The 21160-nt window shown below is 71.4% G+C and carries 25 protein-coding genes; 23 read left to right on the forward strand and 2 right to left on the reverse strand.

From position 1 onward, the window contains the following. The 20 genes from rho to QZX64_RS09290 form a co-directional block, all read left to right on the forward strand. Window positions 1-1844, forward strand: a 1844-nt coding sequence (gene rho, locus QZX64_RS09195) for a transcription termination factor Rho (protein ID WP_295658569.1), incomplete at its 5' end; no start/stop codon positions are given. Between the two features lie 122 nt (window positions 1845-1966). Beyond that, a complete protein-coding gene (locus tag QZX64_RS09200) occupies window positions 1967-2338 on the forward strand; it encodes a response regulator transcription factor (RefSeq protein WP_295658572.1) in 372 nt (123 codons plus the stop codon). 154 nt (window positions 2339-2492) lie between these two features. Further along, window positions 2493-2708, forward strand: a complete 216-nt coding sequence (gene rpmE, locus QZX64_RS09205) for a 50S ribosomal protein L31 (RefSeq protein WP_295658575.1) — start codon at window positions 2493-2495, stop codon at window positions 2706-2708. A gap of 91 nt (window positions 2709-2799) precedes the next feature. Beyond that, on the forward strand, window positions 2800-3873 hold the full coding sequence (gene prfA, locus QZX64_RS09210; protein WP_295658578.1) for a peptide chain release factor 1: 1074 nt from the start codon (window positions 2800-2802) through the stop codon (window positions 3871-3873). Further along, on the forward strand, window positions 3873-4715 hold the full coding sequence (gene prmC / locus QZX64_RS09215; RefSeq protein ID WP_295658581.1) for a peptide chain release factor N(5)-glutamine methyltransferase: 843 nt from the start codon (window positions 3873-3875) through the stop codon (window positions 4713-4715). Before prfA ends, prmC begins: the two co-directional genes overlap by 1 nt. Window positions 4716-4720: 5 nt before the next feature. Next, complete coding sequence (locus tag QZX64_RS09220; protein WP_366558537.1) at window positions 4721-5374, forward strand: L-threonylcarbamoyladenylate synthase; 654 nt, start codon at window positions 4721-4723, stop codon at window positions 5372-5374. Window positions 5375-5377: 3 nt separating this feature from the next. After that, window positions 5378-6523, forward strand: a complete 1146-nt coding sequence (locus QZX64_RS09225) for a glycosyltransferase family 4 protein (RefSeq protein WP_295658586.1) — start codon at window positions 5378-5380, stop codon at window positions 6521-6523. Between the two features lie 94 nt (window positions 6524-6617). After that, window positions 6618-7100: a hypothetical protein gene (locus QZX64_RS09230; protein WP_295658589.1), complete on the forward strand. Its 483-nt coding sequence runs from the start codon at window positions 6618-6620 to the stop codon at window positions 7098-7100. Window positions 7101-7130: 30 nt separating this feature from the next. After that, window positions 7131-7391, forward strand: a complete 261-nt coding sequence (locus tag QZX64_RS09235; protein WP_295658591.1) for an AtpZ/AtpI family protein — start codon at window positions 7131-7133, stop codon at window positions 7389-7391. A gap of 52 nt (window positions 7392-7443) precedes the next feature. After that, window positions 7444-8262, forward strand: coding sequence for a F0F1 ATP synthase subunit A (atpB, locus tag QZX64_RS09240; protein ID WP_295658594.1), 819 nt, complete (start codon window positions 7444-7446; stop codon window positions 8260-8262). Between the two features lie 61 nt (window positions 8263-8323). Further along, complete coding sequence (gene atpE / locus QZX64_RS09245) at window positions 8324-8527, forward strand: ATP synthase F0 subunit C (RefSeq protein ID WP_269800883.1); 204 nt, start codon at window positions 8324-8326, stop codon at window positions 8525-8527. Window positions 8528-8558: 31 nt separating this feature from the next. After that, window positions 8559-9098 carry a F0F1 ATP synthase subunit B gene (locus tag QZX64_RS09250; protein ID WP_295658598.1) on the forward strand — a complete coding sequence of 180 codons (540 nt, stop codon included), beginning with the start codon at window positions 8559-8561 and terminating at the stop codon, window positions 9096-9098. After that, window positions 9098-9910 (forward strand): F0F1 ATP synthase subunit delta, encoded by an 813-nt coding sequence (locus QZX64_RS09255; protein WP_295658601.1) that lies wholly within the window; start codon window positions 9098-9100, stop codon window positions 9908-9910. Before QZX64_RS09250 ends, QZX64_RS09255 begins: the two co-directional genes overlap by 1 nt. Window positions 9911-9954: 44 nt before the next feature. Then, window positions 9955-11595, forward strand: coding sequence for a F0F1 ATP synthase subunit alpha (gene atpA, locus QZX64_RS09260; RefSeq protein ID WP_295658603.1), 1641 nt, complete (start codon window positions 9955-9957; stop codon window positions 11593-11595). Window positions 11596-11597: 2 nt separating this feature from the next. After that, window positions 11598-12530: a F0F1 ATP synthase subunit gamma gene (locus QZX64_RS09265; protein ID WP_295658605.1), complete on the forward strand. Its 933-nt coding sequence runs from the start codon at window positions 11598-11600 to the stop codon at window positions 12528-12530. A 5-nt stretch (window positions 12531-12535) separates the two neighbouring features. After that, window positions 12536-13990 carry a F0F1 ATP synthase subunit beta gene (gene atpD / locus QZX64_RS09270; protein ID WP_295658607.1) on the forward strand — a complete coding sequence of 485 codons (1455 nt, stop codon included), beginning with the start codon at window positions 12536-12538 and terminating at the stop codon, window positions 13988-13990. Further along, complete coding sequence (locus QZX64_RS09275; RefSeq protein ID WP_295658609.1) at window positions 13990-14385, forward strand: F0F1 ATP synthase subunit epsilon; 396 nt, start codon at window positions 13990-13992, stop codon at window positions 14383-14385. The genes atpD and QZX64_RS09275 overlap by 1 nt, the downstream gene beginning before the upstream one ends. A gap of 139 nt (window positions 14386-14524) precedes the next feature. After that, complete coding sequence (locus QZX64_RS09280) at window positions 14525-14965, forward strand: DUF2550 domain-containing protein (RefSeq protein WP_295658611.1); 441 nt, start codon at window positions 14525-14527, stop codon at window positions 14963-14965. Window positions 14966-14973: 8 nt separating this feature from the next. Continuing rightward, on the forward strand, window positions 14974-16131 hold the full coding sequence (locus QZX64_RS09285; protein WP_295658614.1) for an MFS transporter: 1158 nt from the start codon (window positions 14974-14976) through the stop codon (window positions 16129-16131). Between the two features lie 21 nt (window positions 16132-16152). Further along, window positions 16153-16794, forward strand: coding sequence for a hypothetical protein (locus tag QZX64_RS09290; protein WP_295658616.1), 642 nt, complete (start codon window positions 16153-16155; stop codon window positions 16792-16794). On the opposite strand, the gene QZX64_RS09295 is transcribed toward QZX64_RS09290, so the two are convergent. Further along, window positions 16724-17299: a cob(I)yrinic acid a,c-diamide adenosyltransferase gene (locus tag QZX64_RS09295; RefSeq protein ID WP_295658618.1), complete on the reverse strand. Its 576-nt coding sequence runs from the start codon at window positions 17297-17299 to the stop codon at window positions 16724-16726. The two genes, QZX64_RS09290 and QZX64_RS09295, sit on opposite strands and share 71 nt — an antisense overlap. Before the next feature lie 265 nt (window positions 17300-17564). On the opposite strand from QZX64_RS09295, the gene QZX64_RS09300 reads away from it, so the two are divergent. The 3 genes from QZX64_RS09300 to QZX64_RS09310 all read left to right on the forward strand — a co-directional run bounded on the left by QZX64_RS09300 (window position 17565) and on the right by QZX64_RS09310 (window position 20707). Then, window positions 17565-17885, forward strand: a complete 321-nt coding sequence (locus QZX64_RS09300) for an STAS domain-containing protein (RefSeq protein ID WP_295658620.1) — start codon at window positions 17565-17567, stop codon at window positions 17883-17885. A gap of 225 nt (window positions 17886-18110) precedes the next feature. Further along, on the forward strand, window positions 18111-20141 hold the full coding sequence (locus tag QZX64_RS09305; protein WP_295658622.1) for a protein meaA: 2031 nt from the start codon (window positions 18111-18113) through the stop codon (window positions 20139-20141). A gap of 50 nt (window positions 20142-20191) precedes the next feature. Then, window positions 20192-20707: a histidine phosphatase family protein gene (locus tag QZX64_RS09310; protein WP_295658624.1), complete on the forward strand. Its 516-nt coding sequence runs from the start codon at window positions 20192-20194 to the stop codon at window positions 20705-20707. On the opposite strand, the gene QZX64_RS09315 is transcribed toward QZX64_RS09310, so the two are convergent. Further along, entirely contained in the window at window positions 20682-21092 is a 411-nt protein-coding gene (locus tag QZX64_RS09315) for a VOC family protein (RefSeq protein WP_295658626.1), read from the reverse strand. The genes QZX64_RS09310 and QZX64_RS09315 overlap by 26 nt on opposite strands. Window positions 21093-21160 lie beyond the last annotated feature (68 nt).

The following is a 21160-nucleotide window of genomic DNA, read 5'->3' on the forward strand; positions in this document are numbered from 1 at the left end:
TGCTCCTGGCCGAGCTCAAGACGATGGCCGGCGGCATGGGCATCGCCGGGGCCGCCTCCATGAAGAAGGCCCAGCTGGTCGACGCCATCAAGGCGGCCCAGTCAGGTGGCCAAGCAGGTGGCCAGTCGAGCGGTCAGTCGAGCGGCCGGTCGGGTGCCCAGCCCGCTGCCGAGCAGAGCGGCCGGAGCGAGGCCCCGGCCCCCGAGGAGACGACCGCGGAGCGGCCGGCACGCGCCGCACGGACGCGCTCGCGCGCGAAGTCCGGAGAGGCGGAGCAGGCCCGCCAGCCCACGGAGGAGCGGTCCGGTCGCGAGGAGTCCCGGCAGCAGCAGGGCGACCGGCCGCAGCAGGGCGGCGCCACCGACCGTGCCGCCCAGGACCCGCAGGACCAGCCGGACCGGGGCCGCGAGCGCGGCGCCGGCCAGCGAGAGCGCACCGAGCGCACCGAGCGCAACGGGACCGATCGCAGCGACCGGGACCGCACGGACCGCACGGACCGCACGGACCGGGACCGCGGCGAGCGCGGCGAGCGTGCCGATGGCCGCGACGACCGCGACGAGGACGGCGGCAGTCGTCGCAACCGTCGTCGTCGCGGCCGCGACCGTGACCGCGACCGACCGCAGGGCAACGACCGCGGTCCGCAGCAGCCCGAGCGCACCCGCGGCAACCGCGGCGAGCCCGACACGACCATCCTCGAGGACGACGTCCTGGTGCCGGCCGCGGGCATCCTCGACGTGCTCGACAACTACGCGTTCGTGCGCACCAGCGGCTACCTGCCCGGCACCGACGACGTCTACGTCTCCCTGTCCATGGTCCGCAGGTTCGGGCTGCGCCGCGGCGACGCGGTGATGGGCCAGGTGCGCCAGCCCCGGGAGGGTGAGCGCAAGGAGAAGTTCAACCCGATGGTGCGCATCGACAGCGTCAACGGGGGCGAGCCGGAGGCTGCGAAGGACCGGCCCGAGTTCTCGAAGTTCACCCCGCTGCACGCCACCGATCGCCTGCGCCTCGAGACCGACCACGCCAACCTGATCGGCCGGGTCATCGACATCGCCGCCCCGATCGGCAAGGGCCAGCGCGGCCTGATCGTCTCGCCGCCCAAGGCCGGCAAGACGATGGTGCTGCAGTCGATCGCGAACTCCATCAGCGCCAACAACCCCGAGTGCCACCTCATGGTGGTCCTGGTCGACGAGCGGCCCGAGGAGGTCACCGACTTCCAGCGCACGGTCAAGGGCGAGGTCATCGCCTCGACGTTCGACCGCCCGGCGACCGACCACACGATGGTGGCCGAGCTGGCGATCGAGCGGGCCAAGCGCCTGGTCGAGCTCGGTCACGACGTCGTCGTGCTGCTCGACTCGATCACCCGGCTGGGACGCGCCTACAACCTCGCCGCCCCGGCGAGCGGCCGGATCCTCTCCGGTGGCGTCGACTCCTCGGCGCTCTACCCGCCGAAGAGGTTCTTCGGCGCCGCCCGCAACATCGAGAACGGCGGCTCGCTGACCATCCTGGCCACCGCCCTGGTCGAGACCGGCTCGAAGATGGACGAGGTGATCTTCGAGGAGTTCAAGGGCACCGGCAACATGGAGCTGCGCCTGCGTCGCGAGTTCGCCGACAAGCGGATCTTCCCCGCGATCGACGCCGTCCAGTCCGGCACCCGCCGCGAGGAGCTGTTGATGAGCAAGGAGGAGACAGCGATCGTGTGGAAGCTGCGCCGGGTCCTCTCCAGCCTCGACAGCCAGCAGGCCCTCGAGCTGCTCCTCGAGCGCCTGAGGAAGTCGCAGACGAACATCGAGTTCCTTCTGCAGGTGCAGAAGACCACCCCGTCGGTCAACGGCGGGAACGAGTGACCGCTCACCGGACCGGCCAGCGTGCTCGTGAGCGCGCAGGCCAGTCCCTCCATTCGCTCTCGCGGACGCAGGCTCGCGGCTAGGCTTCAGGCCGGATCTAGCGCACGAGGAAGGCAGGGCAGATGGCCCGCATTGTGGTAGCCGACGACGACGTCGACATCAGGGAGCTGGTGGAGTTCAAGCTGTCGACCCTGGGTCACGACATCGTGGCGGTGGCCGACGGCGCTGCGGCGATCGACGCCTGCCAGGCGAACCGCCCCGACCTCGCGGTGCTCGACGTGATGATGCCCGGCATGTCCGGCCTCGAGGCGGTCCGCGTCATCCGCAACGACCCGAGCCTCGCGGACCTCCCGGTGATCCTGCTGACGGCGCGCGCCCAGGAGACCGACGTCGAGACCGGCTTCGAGTCGGGGGCGGACGACTACATCACCAAGCCGTTCAGCCCGCGTGAGCTGGCGACCCGGGTGCAGAGCCTGCTCTCACGCACGCAGTGAGTCAGTCGGCCACGGCCGAGGCGCACGGGCACGAGCATGGGGAATGTGGCGATTGGCCCCGCTGTTGAGCACGATGGCACAATCGTGCGCTGGTTCCGGTTCACGTCCCCGCACCAGGCGAAGACGACCCGGCGACCCTCGAGAGGACACTCACATGCAGAAGGACATCCACCCGGAGTACGCCGAGACCCAGGTCACCTGCACCTGTGGCGCGTCGTTCACCACCCGCAGCACTGCCACGTCCGGCGCCCTGCGCGCCGACGTCTGCTCGCAGTGCCACCCGTTCTACACCGGCAAGCAGAAGATCCTCGACACCGGCGGCCGCGTCGCCCGCTTCGAGGCCCGCTACGCCAAGGCAGCCAAGAAGTAGCTCCATCCGGACGCCGGTCCCCGCACCTGTAGGTCGCGGAGACCGGCGTTCGTCATGTCACCATCAACCACTGGTCGGCGAGGAGCGCTGAGTGTTCGAAGCAGTCGAGGGACTCCAGCAGGAGCACGGTGAGCTCGAGCGACGCCTGGCGGCGCCCGAGACCCATGCCGACCAGCGCCTGGCCAAGCAGCTGAACCAGCGGTACGCCGAGCTGACGGCCGTCGTGGGCACGTGGCGCGAGTGGCTCACGCTGGGCGAGGACATCGAGGCGGCCCGCGAGCTCGCCCAGGAGGACGCCTCCTTCGCCGCCGAGCTGGAGCCGCTGGAGGCCCGTCAGGCGGTGGTCGCGGAGCGGCTGCGGCACCTGCTCGTGCCCCGGGACCCCAGTGACGCCAAGGACGCCATCCTCGAGCTGAAGTCGGGGGAGGGCGGCGAGGAGTCCGCCCTGTTCGCCGGCGACCTGCTGCGCATGTACACCCGGTACGCCGAGCAGCGTGGCTGGGCCACGGAGGTCCTGGACGCGACCGGGTCCGACCTCGGCGGCTACAAGTCGGTCACGGTGGCCGTGAAGGCCAAGGGCACCCCCGAGCCCGGCGAGGCGCCGTACGCCCTGCTGAAGTTCGAGGGCGGCGTGCACCGGGTGCAGCGGGTGCCCGTCACCGAGAGCCAGGGGCGCGTGCACACGTCCGCGGCCGGGGTGCTGGTGATGCCCGAGGCCGAGCAGGTCGACGTCACCCTCGACGAGAACGACCTGCGCATCGACGTCTTCCGCTCCTCCGGCCCCGGCGGGCAGAGCGTGAACACCACCGACTCGGCGGTGCGCATCACCCACCTGCCCAGCGGCATCGTGGTGAGCTGCCAGAACGAGAAGAGCCAGCTGCAGAACAAGGAGTCGGCCATGCGCATCCTGCGCGCCCGCCTGCTGGCCGCCGCCGAGGAGGAGGCGAACGCCGAGGCCAGCGCGGCCCGGAGGAGCCAGATCCGGACCGTCGACCGGTCGGAGCGGATCCGCACCTACAACTACCCCGAGAACCGCATCTCCGACCACCGCACGGGCTACAAGTCCCACAACCTCGACCAGGTGCTCGACGGCGACCTCCAGCCCGTGCTCGACAGCTGCGTGCGGACCGACCTCGCGGCCCGCCTGGACGCGCTGGAGTCCTGATGCCGCGCCGAGCCAGCGTCCTGGCCGAGGCCGTGCGGCTGCTGCGCGAGGCGGGCGTCGCCAGCCCCGACCACGACGCCGCCGAGCTCCTCGCCCACGTGCACGCCGTGCCGCGGAGCCGCCTCTTCCAGATCGACCTCGTCGAGGAGTCCCGTCGTGAGGCGTTCGAGGCGCTGGTCGCGCGCCGGGCCGCCCGCGAGCCCCTGCAGCACCTGACCGGCTCCGCGGGGTTCCGCCACGTCGACGTCGCCGTCGGCCCCGGCGTGTTCGTGCCGCGGCCCGAGACCGAGCTGCTCGCCGGCTGGGCCGTCGAGTCCGCGGGGGCCCTCGAGGCGCCCGTCGTGGTGGACCTGTGCACCGGGTCCGGGGCGATCGCCAGGTCGGTCGCCCACGAGGTGCCCGGGGCCCGGGTGCACGCCGTGGAGCTCGACCCGCCGGCGCACACGTGGGCCGAGCGCAACCTCGCCGGCACCGGCGTCGACCTGCGCCTGGGCGACATGGCGACCGCCTTCGGGGACCTCCAGGGCCGGGTCGACGTGGTGGTGTGCAACCCGCCGTACATCCCGCTCGAGGCCTGGGAGTCGGTCGCGGCGGAGGCCCGCGACCACGACCCGCACCTGGCGCTGTTCTCGGGTGACGACGGGCTGGACGCCATGCGGGTGCTCGAGGAGCGCGCCGCCTTCCTGCTGAAGCCCGGGGGGGTGGTCGGCGCCGAGCACGCCGACGTGCAGGGTGCGTCCGCACCCGAGGTGTTCAGCCGGGCGGGACGCTGGGCGGAGGTCCGCGACCACCACGATCTGGCCGGGCGTGCACGGTTCCTCACGGCGCGACTGGCACGATGACCCCCATGCGCTATCCCACGGGCACCGAGGACGAGCTCGAGAAGGCCATCGAGGCGGCCAGCCTCGCGATCCGCCGCGGCCGGCTGGTCGTGATGCCCACCGACACCGTCTACGGCATCGGTGCCGACGCGTTCGAGGCGGCCGCCGTGCAGCGGCTCCTGGACGCCAAGGGCCGCGGCCGCGACATGCCTCCGCCGGTGCTGGTCAGCGCCTCCACGACCCTGGACGCCCTCGCCGTCAACGTCCCCGGGTGGGCGCGCGCGCTGGTCGCCGAGTTCTGGCCGGGTCCGCTCACGGTGGTGTGCCACCAGCAGACCTCCTTGCAGTGGGATCTCGGGGAGACGCGGGGCACCGTGGCCATCCGCATGCCCGACGACGACATCGCCCTCGCCGTGCTCGAGCGCACCGGCCCGCTCGCGGTGAGCTCGGCCAACATCACCGGTCGCCCCGCGGCCCTGGACGCCGACGAGGCGGAGACCATGCTGGGTGACAGCGTGGCGGTCATCATCGACGGCGGACGCACGCCCGGCTCGGACCCCTCCACCATCGTCGACGCGACCGGCGACCAGGGACGCATCCTCCGTCAGGGCGCACTCACCCTCGAGGAGCTCAACGACGTCCTCGAGCCGCTGGGTGCCGCCCTCACCGACGAGGGCTAGGGCGTGCGCGAGTACCTCCTCGTCTTCCTCGTCGCCGCGGCCACGACCTACTTGTTGACGGTCATCGCGCGTGAGATCGCCCTGCGCACCGGAGCGGTGGCCGCCGTGCGCGACCGTGACGTCCACGCCGAGCCGATCCCCTACCTCGGCGGGCTGGCCATGCTCGGGGGGCTCGTCGCGGCGTACCTCGTGGGACGGGAGCTGCCCTTCCTCTCCACCAGCGACCCGTTCGTGTTCCGCGACGCCGGCATCGTGCTCATCGCCGGGGCGCTGATCTGCGCCGTCGGGGTCATCGACGACGTCTTCGACCTCGACGCGCTCACCAAGTTCGGCGGGCAGGTGCTCGCCTCCGGGCTGCTCGTCTTCTTCGGGGTGCGGCTCTACTACTTCCCCGACTCCGACGGGGTCCAGCTCTCGCTCGACCCCGCCCAGGGCGCCCTGCTGAGCGTCTTCATCGTCGTCGCCACCATGAACGCCGTGAACTTCGTCGACGGGCTCGACGGCCTGGCCGCCGGTGTGGTCGGCATCGGCGCGCTCGCCTTCTTCGTCTTCTGCTACCAGGTCGCCAACCTCAACGGGCTCTCCCTCGCCACCACCGGGGCGCTCCTCGCGGCGTCGCTGGGCGGTGCCTGCGTCGGCTTCCTGCCGCACAACTTCCACCCGGCCCGGCTGTTCATGGGCGACAGCGGCTCGATGCTCATCGGGCTCGTGCTGTCGGCCAGCGCGCTGACCATCACCGGCCAGTTCGACGGCGCCGACATCACCAGCGGCGCCGAGGGCGGCCGCTCGGGCCCGATCCTGCTGCTGCCGCTCCTGCTGCCCCTGTCGCTGTGCCTGGTGCCGCTCGCCGACCTCGTCATGGCCGTCGTGCGCCGCACCCGGGCCGGACGCTCGCCCTTCTCGCCCGACAAGCAGCACCTGCACCACCGCCTGCTCGAGATCGGGCACTCCCAGCGCCGCGCCGTCTTCATCATGTGGCTGTGGGCCGGGCTGGTGGGCTTCGGCGTCGTCATCGTGAGCCTCTACGCCGGCGGCCTGATGTGGACGGCGCTGGCGCTGATGACCGGCGCCACCATCGTGCTGACGTTCCTGCTGCCCCGGGTCAACAAGCCCGTCCTGGCGCGGGCGGCGGAGCCCGAGGACGGCTGATTTCAGGCCGCCGCAGACTTTGTGATAGTTTTCACTAGCACCTGGAGAGCACCCCGGGAGCCGCCAGCAGTCCCTCCACAGAACGGCCGCCGTGATGACGACCGAGCCGAAGCAGGCCAGCCGCCTCCAGGGCGTGCCAGTGCTCTCGGGAGCGGCTGTCTCGGGCCTCGTCGTCGCCGTCGTCCTCACGGTCGTGGGCGCGATGGCAGCGGGCTCGCCGGCGGCGTACGGCGCCCTGGTCGGCGCCGCGATCGCGCTCGTCGTCTTCTCCGTGGGCTCGTTCTCCGTCGACCTCGTGGCCCGCGTGATGCCGAGCATGTCCCTGATGGTGGCCCTGCTGACCTACACCCTCCAGGTCGTCGTCATGGCGCTGGTCTTCGTGGCGCTCACCGGCTCCGGCCTCCTCGACGACGCCCTCGACCGCGGCTGGCTGGCCGCCGGGGTGATCGCGGTGACACTGGTGTGGCTGCTCGCCCAGGTCACGCTCACCACCCGGGCCCGCATCCCGGTCTACGACCTGTCCGCCTCCACGGCCTCCCGGGACGGCGGTGGGCGACCGGAGGCGGGTGCGCGATGACCCGGGCCGACTGCTATTGTCCGGGGCGCGATGGCACAGCAGACTCCTCCGTCACCGCACCCCGACGAAGAGCCCCGAGGCGACCCGTGGCACGCCTTCGGGTACCTCGTCTCCGGGGTGCTGGTCTACGGACTCATCGGCTGGGGCCTGGACCGTTGGTTGGACACCAGCTTCCTCGTGGTCATCGGGATCCTCACGGGGGTGTGTCTGGGGATCTACATGACCTGGAAGCGGTTCAACGCACCGTGGTCCACGCCCTCGCCCCGGCCGGATCCGCCCGACCAGCGCTAGTGCCCGCACCAGGACCCACCGCTTCCCGCCAGACGCAGACACAGGAGACACCGTGAGCACCATCGGCATGTCACTGAAGAGTGAGTTCACGCCCCCGGGGCCCGCGGACTTCAACCTGCCTCCGATCGGGCCCGACCGGACGTTCGAGTTCCTGGGCCAGGAGATGTACCTCGGTGTCACCAAGCCGATGCTGCAGCTGCTGCTGGCGGCCGGCCTCGTCTTCGGCTTCTTCTACCTCGCCTCCCGCAAGCGGGCGATGGTGCCGGGCAAGCTGCAGTTCGTCGGCGAGCAGGCCTACGGCTTCGTGCGCAACTCCATGGGGCGCGACATCATCGGCAGCCACGACTTCATGCGGTTCGTGCCGTACCTCTTCGCGCTGTTCTTCTTCATCCTCGTCAACAACGTCTTCGCGACGATCCCCGGCATCCAGTTCCCGACCTTCTCCCGGTCGGGCATGGTCTACGGGCTGGCGCTGCTCAGCTGGGTCATCTACAACGCGGTGGGCATCAAGAAGCACGGCTTCGTGGGCTACTTCAAGCACCAGTCGGTGCCGGCGGGCGTGGGCGGCCCGATCCTGCTGCTGCTCGTCCCGCTGGAGTTCCTCTCCAACATCGTCGTCCGCCCCGTGACGCTGGCCCTGCGACTCTTCGCCAACATGTTCGCCGGCCACCTGCTGCTCATCCTCTTCGCGCTGGGCGGTGAGTACCTCGTCCTGGAGATGGCCATCCAGTACGCCCCGGTCGGCATCCTGGCCTGGCTGCTCTTCATCGCCATCGCCTTCCTGGAGCTGCTGGTGCAGTTCCTGCAGGCCTACGTCTTCGTCCTCCTGAACGCCATGTACATCTCCGGCGCCGTCTCCGAGGAGCACTGACCCGCCTACCCCCGTTTGTCCAACCCGCACCTCCAGTAGCACCAACCGAAAGGAAATAGCCGTGGACGGCAACCTCAACATGATCGGCTACGGCCTGGCCGCCATCGGCCCGGGCGTCGGCATCGGCCTGATCTTCGCCGCGTACATCTCCGGCGTCGCCCGTCAGCCGGAGGCCCAGGGCCGCCTGCAGTCGATCGCCATCCTGGGCTTCGCGCTCGCCGAGGCCCTGGCGATCATCGGTATCGCCCTCGCGTTCGTCCTCTGACGCGCGCACCGACCGACACAAGGACCCGCCCATGCAGACTGTGATCCTCCGGGCGGCCGAGGAAGAGCACTCGCTCAACCCGGTCATCCCGCACCCGATCGAGATCATCCTCTCGCTCGTGGTCTTCGCCATCCTCTTCTGGCTGGTCAAGAAGTTCGTCGTCCCGAGCTTCGAGAAGACCTTCGCCGAGCGGACCCAGGCGATCGAGGGCGGCCTGGCTGCGGCCGAGAACAAGCAGGCCGAGGCCGACGCCAGGCTGGCCGAGCTCGAGAAGCAGCTGGCCGACGCCCGGCACGAGGCCGCGCGCATCCGCGAGGAGGCTCGCGAGCAGGGCGCCCAGATCGTCGCCGAGATGCGGCAGCAGGCCCAGGCCGAGTCGTCGCGCATCGTCGAGCACGGCAAGGCGCAGATCGAGGCCGAGCGCCAGCAGGCGGTCACCTCGCTGCGGGCCGAGGTCGGCACCCTCGCCACCGGTCTGGCCGGTCGCATCGTCGGTGAGAGCCTGGACGACGAGGCTCGCCAGAGCCGCGTGGTCGAGCGCTTCCTCGCCGAGCTGGAAGGCGCCCGCTGATGTCGTTCCGGGGCGCCTCGGCCGAGGCCTACGCATCGCTGAGGAGCGTGCTCGACGAGCAGGTCCGCGGCGACGCCGAGGCCGCCGGCCGGGCGGGCGACGACCTGTTCGCCGTCGCCCAGCTCATGCGCCGCGAGGCGTCCCTGCGACGCGTCGCCACGGACGTCTCGCTGCCGGCCTCCGCCAAGCAGGGCCTGGTGCGCCAGATCCTCGCGGGCAGGGTCGCGGCCCAGGCCGCGGCGGTCGTCGATGTGGCGGTCGCCCATCGCTGGACCGGCACCCGGGACCTTCCCGAGGCCCTCGAGACGCTGGGCGAGGTCGCGGTCGTCAGGTCCACGGGCTCCGACTCCGGCCGGCTGGCCGACGAGCTGTTCGTCCTGGCCCAGACCGTCAACGACGCTCCCGGGCTCCGCGACGCGCTCTCGGACCCGTCGCGCTCCACCGGCGACAAGGTGGCGCTGCTCCAGCGGCTGCTCTCCGGCCGGGCGCTGCCCGCGACGCTGACCCTGGCGACGCAGGCCCTGGCCGGCACCTACCGCACCGTGACGGTCGCCCTGGCGACCTACCAGCAGGTCGCAGCCGAGGTGCACGGGGAGAAGGTCGCTACCGTGAAGGTGGCGCGTCCTCTGTCCGACGCTGACCGCCAGCGCCTGACCGACGCCCTGTCGCGCCAGTACGACCGGGAGATCCACCTCAACGTCGTCGTCGACCCCGACGTCATCGGCGGCATCCGCGTCGAGATCGGCGACGACGTCATCGACGGCACCGTGGTCAGCCGCCTCGACGACGCCCGGCGCAAGCTCGCCGGCTGACCACCCCACGAACACCGAGCAGACGAGAAGTCAGGACAAGGGAAATGACGGAGCTAACGATTCGTCCGGATGAGATCCGGGACGCGCTGCAGCGCTTTGTGGCCGACTACCAGCCCGAGACGGCCAGCAAGGAAGAGGTCGGCACCGTGGCCGAGGCCGGCGACGGCATCGCCCGGGTCAGTGGCCTCCCCTCGGTCATGGCCAACGAGCTGCTCGAGTTCGAGGACGGCACGCTGGGCATCGCCCTGAACCTCGACACCCGCGAGATCGGTGTCGTCGTCCTGGGCGACTACGACAAGATCGAGGAGGGCCAGCCGGTCCGCCGTACCGGGGAGATCCTGTCGGTGCCCGTCGGCGACGGCTACCTCGGCCGGGTCGTCGACCCGCTCGGCGTGCCGATCGACGGCCTCGGCGAGCTCCAGACCACCGGCCGCCGGGCCCTCGAGGTCCAGGCGCCCTCGGTGATGCAGCGCAAGTCGGTGCACGAGCCGCTGGCCACCGGCATCAAGGCCATCGACTCGCTGACCCCGATCGGCCGGGGTCAGCGCCAGCTGATCATCGGCGACCGCGCCACGGGCAAGACCACGATCGCGATCGACACGATCATCAACCAGAAGCAGAACTGGGCGTCCGGCGACCCCGACAAGCAGGTGCGCTGCATCTACGTCGCCATCGGTCAGAAGGGCTCGACCATCGCCTCGGTGCGCGGTGCCCTCGAGGAGGCCGGCGCGCTGGAGTACACCACGATCGTCGCCTCCCCGGCCTCGGACTCGGCGGGCTTCAAGTACCTCGCGCCCTACACCGGCTCCACCATCGGCCAGCACTGGATGTACGACGGCAAGCACGTCCTCATCGTGTTCGACGACCTGACCAAGCAGGCCGAGGCCTACCGCGCCGTGTCGCTGCTGCTGCGTCGCCCGCCGGGCCGCGAGGCCTACCCCGGTGACGTCTTCTACCTGCACTCCCGCCTGCTGGAGCGCTGCGCGAAGCTCTCCGACGAGATGGGCTCCGGCTCGATGACCGGCCTGCCGATGGTGGAGACCAAGGCCAACGACGTCTCGGCGTTCATCCCGACCAACGTCATCTCGATCACCGACGGGCAGATCTTCCTGCAGTCCGACCTGTTCGCGGCCAACCAGCGCCCCGCCATCGACGTGGGTGTCTCGGTGTCGCGCGTGGGCGGCTCGGCGATGACCAAGGCGATGAAGGCCGTCACCGGCTCGCTCAAGGTCGACCTGGCGCAGTTCCGCGCCATGGAGGCGTTCGCCATGTTCGCCTCCGACCTCGACGCCGCCTCACGCCAGCAGCTCGACCGTGGCCAGCGCCTGATGGCGCTGCTCAAGCAGCCGCAGTACTCGCCGTACCCGCTGGAGGAGATGACCGCCTCCCTGTGGCTGGGCACCTCCGGTCGCCTCGACCGGGTCCCGGCCGACGACGTGCTGCGCTTCGAGCACGAGTTCCTCGACTACCTGCGCCGCTCGCACGAGGGGATCCTCTCGGGCATCCGCGAGTCGCTGAGGTTCGAGGAGTCCACCGAGTCCGAGATCGCCTCGGCCTACGACTCCTTCCTCGACCAGTTCGAGACCTCCGACGGCCAGTCGATCAAGGCCGGCAAGGAGGAGCACGTCGCTCTCGAGGACGAGGACGTCGAGCAGGAGCAGATCGTCAAGCAGAGGCGGGCCTGACGATGGCTCTCTCGGTACGCGAGTACCGCGCGCGGATCAAGTCGACGGAGTCGATGAAGAAGATCACGCGGGCCATGGAGCTCATCGCCGCGTCCCGCATCATCAAGGCGCAGCAGCGAGCCCAGTCGGCCGCGCCGTACGCCCGCGAGCTGACCCGGGCGGTCTCGGCCGTGGCGACGTTCTCCAACGTCGACCACGCCCTGACCACCGAGCCGGAGAACCCCAGGCGGGCCGCGGTGCTGGTGGTCACCAGCGACCGCGGCCTCGCGGGTGCCTACTCCTCGAACGTCCTGCGGGAGGTCGAGCGCCTCGTCGAGAAGCTGCGCGGCGAGGGCAAGGAGGTCGACCTCTACGTCACCGGTCGCAAGGGCGAGGCCTACTTCAGGTTCCGTCAGCGCCGCGTCGTGCAGGCCTGGACCGGCTTCTCCGACCAGCCGACGTACGACGTCGCCGCCGACGTGGGCGCCACGCTGATCGCCGCCTTCATCAGCGACGACGGCGAGGAGCCGGCCGAGGGTGCCCCGGAGGGGGTCGACGAGGTGCACGTGGTCTACACGCGCTTCCGGTCGATGCTCCTGCAGGAGCCCACCGCCGTCCGCCTCCTCCCGCTGGAGGTCGTGGAGGGCGAGGAGCGGCCGGGCGAGGCCGACCTGCTGCCGCTCTACGAGTTCGAGCCCTCGCCCGCCGAGGTGCTCGACTCCCTGCTCCCGCGCTACGTCCAGAGCCGGATCTTCTTCGCCCTGCTGCAGGCTGCCGCCTCCGAGCTGGCCGCCCGTCAGAAGGCGATGAAGTCCGCGACGGACAACGCCGACGAGCTCATCAAGAAGTACAAGCGGATCGCCAACCAGGCACGTCAGGCTGGCATTACCCAGGAAATCAGCGAGATCGTCGGTGGCGTCAACGCCCTTGCCGACGCACAAGCCGGGAGTGAGTGAGAGACATGACTGCCACTGTTGAAGAGACGACGACGGGCGCCCAGGGCTCCGTCGGCCGGATCGCGCGGGTCATCGGCCCGGTCGTGGACATCGAGTTCCCGACCGACGCGATGCCGGGGATCTACAACGCGCTCGAGGTCGACCTGACCCTGAACGACGCGACCCAGACCATCATCCTCGAGGTCGCCCAGCACATCGGTGACGGCATGGTGCGCGCCATCTCCATGCGCCCCACCGACGGCCTGGTGCGTGGCTCGCAGGTCACCGACACCGGTAAGCCGATCACGGTCCCCGTGGGCGACGCGACGCTGGGCAAGGTGTTCAACACCACCGGTGACTGCCTCAACCTCGCCGAGGGCGAGACGCTCGACGTCAAGGAGCGCTGGGGCATCCACCGTCGCCCGCCGGCCTTCGACCAGCTCGAGGCGAAGACGCAGATGTTCGAGACCGGCATCAAGGTCATCGACCTGCTCACCCCCTACGTGCAGGGCGGCAAGATCGGCCTGTTCGGTGGTGCCGGGGTCGGCAAGACGGTGCTCATCCAGGAGATGATCGCCCGCGTCGCCAAGGACCACGGCGGTGTGTCGGTGTTCGCCGGCGTCGGCGAGCGCACCCGCGAGGGCAACGACCTCATCGCGGAGATGGACGAGGCCGGCGTCATCGGCCAGACCGCCCTGGTGTTCGGCCAGATGGACGAGCCGCCCGGCACCCGCCTGCGGGTCGCGCTGTCGGCGTTGACGATGGCGGAGTACTTCCGCGATGTGCAGCAGCAGGACGTGCTGCTCTTCATCGACAACATCTTTCGCTTCACCCAGGCCGGCTCCGAGGTCTCCACCCTGCTCGGCCGCATGCCGTCCGCGGTGGGCTACCAGCCCAACCTCGCCGACGAGATGGGTCAGCTGCAGGAGCGGATCACCTCCACCCGTGGCCACTCGATCACCTCGATGCAGGCGATCTACGTGCCGGCCGACGACTACACCGACCCGGCCCCGGCCACGACGTTCGCGCACCTGGACGCCACGACCGAGCTCTCGCGCGACATCGCCTCGCTCGGGATCTACCCCGCGGTGGACCCGCTGACGTCGACCTCGCGGATCCTGGACCCCCAGTACATCGGGGACGCCCACTACCAGGCGGCCATCCGGGTCAAGCAGATCCTCCAGCGCAACAAGGAGCTGCAGGACATCATCGCGATCCTCGGTGTCGACGAGCTGTCCGAGGAGGACAAGATCATCGTGCACCGGGCCCGTCGCATCCAGCGGTTCCTGTCGCAGAACACCTACGTCGCCAAGCAGTTCACCGGCATCGAGGGCTCGACGGTCTCCGTGGCCGACACCATCGAGGCGTTCAACAAGATCGCCGACGGTGAGTACGACCACGTCGCCGAGCAGGCGTTCTTCATGTGCGGTGGTCTCGACGACGTCGAGGCCAAGTGGGCTGACATCCAGAAGAACCTGTGATGAGTGGCTCGCAGCTCCAGGTCGAGCTCGTCGCCGCCGACCGCCTGGTGTGGTCGGGGGAGGCCACGATGGTCATCGCGCGCACCACGGAGGGCGACGTCGGCATCCTGCCGAACCACGCTCCCATGCTGTCGGTGATCATCGAGGGCGTCGTCGACGTGCAGACCGCCGACGGCGAGACCTGGGTCGCGGCCGTGGACGCCGGCTTCCTCTCGGTGGCCAACAACCGCGTCTCGATCCTCTCCGAGCGGGCCGAGATGTCGCACGAGATCGACCTGGAGACGGCACGCCACGACCTCGAGCGGGCAAAGTCCTCGGGCGAGAACGACGACGCCGCCCACGAGGCGGTCCGCCGGGCCGAGGCCCGCATCCGGGCCGTGGAGCTGGCCTCCTGATCCAACACTGAACTACCGGCAGTAGGGTGAGCGCACGGGAGACCGTGGCTCACCCTGCTGCCTTTCTCCAGGGCTCCGCCCTGCGGTCGGTGATGCCGCAGGCCGAGCTCCCGCAACGACGTCGTGCAGGAGGGGCTGGATGCCGCTGTGGCAGTGGCTTCTCTCGGCAGCCGGCCTCCTGCTCGTGCTCGTCATCCTCTACGGCATCGCCCTCATCGTGCGGCGGCGGCTGCTCTCCCGCCACGGTGGGACCTTCGAGCTCAGCTACCGCATCCGTACCTCCCACGCGGGCCGCGGCTGGCTGCTGGGCCTGGGTCGCTACTCCGGTGACGACCTCGAGTGGTTCCGCATCTTCTCCCTCTCCCCACGGCCCAAGCGCGTGTGGCAGCGCGACCGCGTCGCCTTCGCCGGCCGGCGCGAGCCCTCCGGGGTGGAGCAGATGTCGCTGTACGCCGACCACGTCGTCGTCGAGTGCTCCACCGACGACGGGCCGCTCGAGCTCGCCATGGACCCGCAGTCGCTGACCGGGTTCCAGTCGTGGCTCGAGGCGGGGCCGCCCGGGGGAGCGAGGCACGTGTGACGGCTCCCGTGACGACCAGGTCCCACCTCACGGCCCGCAACGTGGTGGCGCTCTCGTTCTTCCTCAACGGCCTGTGCTTCTCCACCTGGGTCTCCCGGATCCCGGAGGCGCGCTCGGGCTTCGACCTCTCCAACGGCTCGCTGGGGCTTCTCCTGCTCACCATCGCGATCGGCTCGCTCATCGCGCTGCCGACCACCGGCGCCCTGATCGCCGCCTTCGGCACCGTGCGCGTCGTGAGGTGCGGCGCGCTGGCCGCCGCGACGGGGCTGCTCGCCGCCGCGATCGGCCTGGGCAACGTGCTGCCCCTCACCGCCGCCGGCCTGTTCGTGTACGGCGTGGGCATCGGGGTGTGGGACGTCGCGATGAACGTCGAGGGCGCCGAGGTCGAGCGCCACCTCGGCCGCGCGATCATGCCGCGCTTCCACGCCGGCTTCAGCCTCGGCACCGTCGTGGGCGCCCTCGCGGGCGCGGGGCTCGTCGCGCTCGACGTGCCCGCCGTCTGGCACCTCTCGCTGGTGGCCGTCGGCGCCCTGGTGCTCGTCTGGACGACCGCCGGCTCGTTCCTCCCGGTCGCCGAGGTCCCGCACGCGGACCGCCCCGGCGCCCTGGGGGCGTGGCTGGAGCCGCGCACCCTGGTCATCGGCGTCATGGTGCTCGCGCTGGCCCTCACCGAGGGCACCGCCAACGACTGGCTGGCGGTCGCGCTGGTCGACGGCTACGACGCCTCCCACTCGACCGGCGTGGCGGGCTTCGCGCTGTTCGTGGCCGCCATGACCGTCTGCCGCTTCGTCGGCACCGGCCTCATCGACCGGTTCGGCCGGGTCCAGGTGCTGTGGTCGACCATGGTCGCGGCCGGCGCCGGCGTGCTGCTGATCGTGCTGGGCCAGCACCCCGTCGTGGTCGCGGTCGGGATCCTCCTGTGGGGCGCCGGAGCCGCCCTCGGCTTCCCCGTCGGGATGAGCGCCGCGGCCGACGACCCGGTGCACGCGGCGGCCCGGGTGAGCGTGGTGTCGACCATCGGGTACGCGGCGTTCCTGGCCGGACCACCGCTGCTCGGGTTCGTCGGCGACCGCGTCGGCACCCTCGAGAGCCTGCTCGTGGTCGCGTGCGTGCTGGTGCCCGCGGCGCTGGCCGTCCCGGCCGCGCGGGAGCCCGCCCGGCGCTGAGGGCGGGACTACGGTCGCCGCATGACCCCCGACCGCCGCACGACCGGCACGGCCGTCGCGCTGGCTCTCCCCGGGCTCGTCCTGGCCGCGGCCGGGCTCCTCCACCCGCACTACCTGGTCATCGAGACGGCGCCCCGCTGGACGATGCTGCACGTCGTCGCCCTCTTTGTGTTCCCGCTGGTCGGCGTGGCCCTGGCCGTGCTGGTGCGGGGTCGCACCGACCCGGTGGCGTGGCTGGTCCGCCTGACCGCCTTCGTCTACGCCGCGGCGTACACCGCCCTCGACGTCATCAGCGGCATCGCCGCCGGCTACGTCACCTGGCGCCTGGGGGAGAACGTCGTGCGGCCCGACGAGGTGCGCTACCTGTTCGCCATCGGCGGGCGGCTCGGCGAGACCGGCTCGTGGGCGCTGCTCGCGGCCACCGTCGCGGTCGCGGCCGACGCCCTGTGGCGCCACCGGGTCGCCGCGCTGCCGGGGCTGCTGCTCGCGCCCGGGGCGGTGCTCGTGCACCTCGACCACATCTTCGCGCCGCGAGGAGTCGCGGGCATGGCCCTGATCGGGCTCGGCACCGGGCTGCTCGCCCTGGTCGTGCTCAGCCCCGCTCGCCGCCCGGCTTCCACAGCACGTCGCCCTGCGCCCGGTTCGCGTGCCGGGCGAGGATGAACAGCAGGTCGGAGAGCCGGTTGAGGTAGGTCAGGGTGAGGACGTTCATGGTGTCCTCGTGCTCGCGCCACGCCGCCCAGCCCGAGCGCTCCGCGCGGCGTACGACGGTCCGGGCGACGTGCAGGTGCGCCGCCCCCGCCGTGCCGCCGTTGAGGATGAACGAGCGCAGCGCCGGCAGCGGCTCGTTGTAGGTGTCGCACCAGCCCTCGAGGCGGTCGACGTAGTCCTGCTCCACGCGCAGCGGCGGGAACTGCGGCTCCGCGACCACCGGCGTGCACAGGTCGGCGCCCACGTCGAACAGGTCGTTCTGCACCCGCACGACCAGCTCGACGACGTCGTCCTCGAGGTCGCCGCAGGCCAGCGCCACCCCCAGCGAGGCGTTCGCCTCGTCGACGTCGGCGTACGCCGCGAGCCTCAGGTCGGTCTTCGACGTCTCGCTCATGTCGCCCAGGCGGGTGGTCCCGGCATCGCCGGTGCGGGTGTAGATGCGGGTGAGGTTGACCATGGCCCGAGCGTAGTGGGGCCGCTGTGGACAGCCGACCGGGGCATTGGCCTAGTCACATCGGTCACTTCCGTCACATTCGGACGCTGCTCCGCGTCCTCGTCCGGTATCCGGCGGCGCCGGGCGGGGCCCGGCAGAACGGGCCGAAAGACCGTGGCGCGGCGGCAAGCCCGCGAGGTACGACAGAGTCATAGTCATCAGCGGTGGCCGTCGACGGGGGCGGTCATCGGCAGCACCGGCGGTCCGCAGACGTCGGAAGGGGAGTGGCGTGGAGATCATCAGCGACGGTCCGACACTCGTGCTCGGCGGAGAGTTCGACGTGCGCAGCACGTGGGAGGTCCGGGCGGCGCTCTACGAGCACCTGCACGAGCACCTCGAGGAGCACGGCGAGGACGTCGTGATCGACATGAGCAAGGTGACCACGGTCGACGTCACCGCCCTGCGTGTGCTCGCGGTGGCCACCCGTCAGGCGGTGCGGCAGGGACACCGCCTCACCCTGCGCGGCTGCGGCCCGCACGTGCGCCGGATGCTGCACCTCTCGCGGCTGATCCGCGTCGTCGAGGTGGAGCGCCAAGCCGTTCCCGCCTAAGGGTCCTGCGTCCCGGCGCGCGCCGTCGTCCTCTGGTGTTCCGGCGACCCCCGCCGGCCGGCAACCACCCCTCCGCTCGTTCCTCGCTCCGGGGGGCCAGTCCCATCCACCGACCGGCGGCGGCCGCCGGAACCCCTGCGGGCGATGTCTTGACCGGGCCGCGCGTGGGAAGTGCCACACCCGCAGCCCGTTACGCCCGGGTAACCGCCGCCCTACCCTCATGGCATGAGCGAGCCCACCGCGAGCGACACCGGCCCCGCCGCCGGCAGGGACCGGCCCTGGGTGATGCGGACCTACGCCGGTCACTCGACGGCGGCCGCCTCCAACGCGCTCTACCGCTCCAACCTCGCCAAGGGCCAGACCGGGCTGTCGGTCGCCTTCGACCTGCCCACCCAGACCGGCTACGACCCCGACAGCCCGCTGGCGCGCGGCGAGGTGGGCAAGGTCGGGGTGCCGGTGCCGCACCTGGGGGAGATGCGCCGGCTCTTCGAGGACATCCCCCTCACCGCGACGAACACCTCGATGACCATCAACGCCACGGCGATGTGGCTGCTGGCGTTGTACCAGGTGGCGGCCGAGGAGCAGAACCCCGGCGCGGACCCCGCCGAGGTGGCGGCCCGGCTGGCCGGCACCACCCAGAACGACATCATCAAGGAGTACCTCTCGCGAGGCACCTACGTGTTCCCGCCCGAGCACTCCCTGCGCCTGATCAGCGACCTGATCGCCTACACCGTCCACCGGATCCCCCAGTGGAACCCGATCAACATCTGCAGCTACCACCTGCAGGAGGCCGGCGCGACACCCGAGCAGGAGCTGGCCTACGCGCTCTGCACCGCCATCGCCGTGCTCGACCGCGTCAAGGCCTCCGGCCAGGTCGACGAGGCGGACTTCGAGAGGGTCGTCGGCCGGATCTCCTTCTTCGTCAACGCCGGCGTGCGCTTCGTCGAGGAGACGTGCAAGATGCGCGCGTTCGTCCGGCTCTGGGACGAGATCACCCGCGAGCGCTACGGCGTCCAGGACGCCGGGATGCGCCGGTTCCGGTACGGCGTCCAGGTCAACTCGCTGGGTCTGACCGAGGCCCAGCCCGAGAACAACGTGCAGCGCATCGTGCTCGAGATGCTCGGCGTCACCCTGTCGAAGAACGCGCGGGCGCGCGCCGTACAGCTCCCGGCGTGGAACGAGGCGCTCGGCCTCCCGCGCCCGTGGGACCAGCAGTGGTCGCTGCGGATCCAGCAGGTGCTCGCCTTCGAGTCCGACCTGCTGGAGCACGACGACATCTTCGACGGCTCGCACGTCATCGAGGCCAGGGTGGCCGGCCTGGTGACCGGTGCCAGGGCCGAGATGGACCGCGTGCAGGCGCTCGGCGGCGCCATCGCCGCCGTCGAGTCCGGCTACATGAAGCAGGCGCTCGTCTCCGCCCACGCCGCGCGCCGCGGCCGCATCGAGTCCGGCGAGGAGGTCGTCGTGGGCGTCAACCGCTACCGGACCACCGAGCCGTCGCCCCTGACCGCCGACCTCGAGGGCGCCGTCATGGCCGCCGACCCCCGGGCCGAGCAGTCGGCGCTGACGTCGGTCGAGGAGTGGAAGGCGCAGCGGGACGAGACTGAGGTCCAGGAGGCCCTCGCCCGCCTGGCCGAGGACGCCACGACGTCGCGGAACCTGATGGAGGCCACCCTCGCCGCCGTCCGGGCCGGCGCCACGACAGGAGAGTGGGCCGGCGCCCTGCGAGGGGTGTTCGGCGAGTTCCGGGCGCCCACCGGCGTCTCCGGTGCCGTGGGGGCCGAGGAGTCCGGGGCCGAGCTGGCAGCGGTCCGCGAGCGGGTGCGGACCACCGGCGAGGAGCTCGGCGGGCGCCTGCGCCTCCTGGTCGGCAAGCCGGGGCTCGACGGGCACTCCAACGGCGCCGAGCAGGTCGCCGTCCGGGCCCGCGACGCCGGCTTCGAGGTCGTCTACCAGGGCATCCGGCTGACCCCCCAGCAGATCGTGGCCGCCGCCGTGGCCGAGGACGTGCACTGCGTGGGCCTCTCGATCCTGTCGGGCTCGCACATGGAGCTGGTGCCGTCGGTCCTGGACGGACTGGCCGAGGCCGGGCTCGGCGACGTGCCGGTCATCGTCGGCGGCATCATCCCCGACTCCGACGGCCGGCGGCTCCACGCGCTCGGCGTCGCGGCCGTCTACACGCCCAGGGACTTCGGGCTGACCGAGATCATGGGCGGCATCGTCGACGTCATCCGGCGGGCCAACGGGCTCGGCTGACGATCGGTGGCGCTCCGCCCCGCGCCCCGAGACTGCCCTAGCGTGGCGGCATGAGCGACCTGCACTGCCCGGCCCGGGTGTTCCTGGCCCGCCACGGCGAGGCCGACTACGAGTCGATGCTCGTCACCGACGACGGCGGGAGCCTCAGCCGGGCCGGACGGGCGCAGGCCCGGGCGCTCGGTGAGTCGCTGCGGGCCGAGCGCATCGCGCGGGTCTGGTGCAGCCCGCTCTCCCGCGCCGTCCAGACCGCCGAGATCGCCGCCGTGCTGGGCGTGGACGACGTGGTGGTGCGCGAGGGCCTCCGGGAGTACGCCGTCGGCTCGCCGGCCGGCACCGACGCCGACGAGCAGGCGGTGCTCGGCGCGGTGTTCGAGGCGTGGCTGGCCGGGGACGACGAGGCCGCGCTCGTGGTCGGGCACGGGGGAGCGGTCATGGTGACGGTCCCCGGCCTGGTGGGGCTGCCCCGGTCGGCCGCCCTGGACCTCGTGCTCCCCGGCGGTGGCCACCTGTCCCTCGAGCGGGACGCCGACGGCTGCTGGCTCAGCCCGACTGGCCAGCCACGTTGACCATCCAGGTGATGCCGAACTTGTCGGTCAGCGTGCCGAACTCGTCGCCCCACATCTGCTTCTCCAGCGGGACCGTCACCGTGCCGCCCTCGGCCAGGCCGTGGAACCAGCGGCGCAGGTCCTCGGGGTCGTCGCCGGAGAGGCTGATCGCGATGTCGGCGCCGGGGCTGTGCTCCATGCCCGGCGGGGTGTCGGCCAGCATCAGGGGGCCGGCCGGCGTCTCGAGCAGCGCGTGCATGACCAGGTCGGCGCCGGGCGCCGAGGGGTCGCCGTACTCGCCGAAGGTGTTGAGGACCGACGTTCCGCCGAGCACGGACTGGTAGAACTCCAGCGCCCACCGGGCGTCGTCCTTGAAGCTGATGTAGGGGTTCAGTCGCGAGGCCATGGCTCGACGCTAGCGAGGCGCGCGGAGCACGGGAAGCCCTGCGGCGGGGGAGAATAGGTAAGGCAACC

This window comes from uncultured Nocardioides sp. (assembly GCF_902805925.1).
Classification (GTDB): domain Bacteria; phylum Actinomycetota; class Actinomycetes; order Propionibacteriales; family Nocardioidaceae; genus Nocardioides.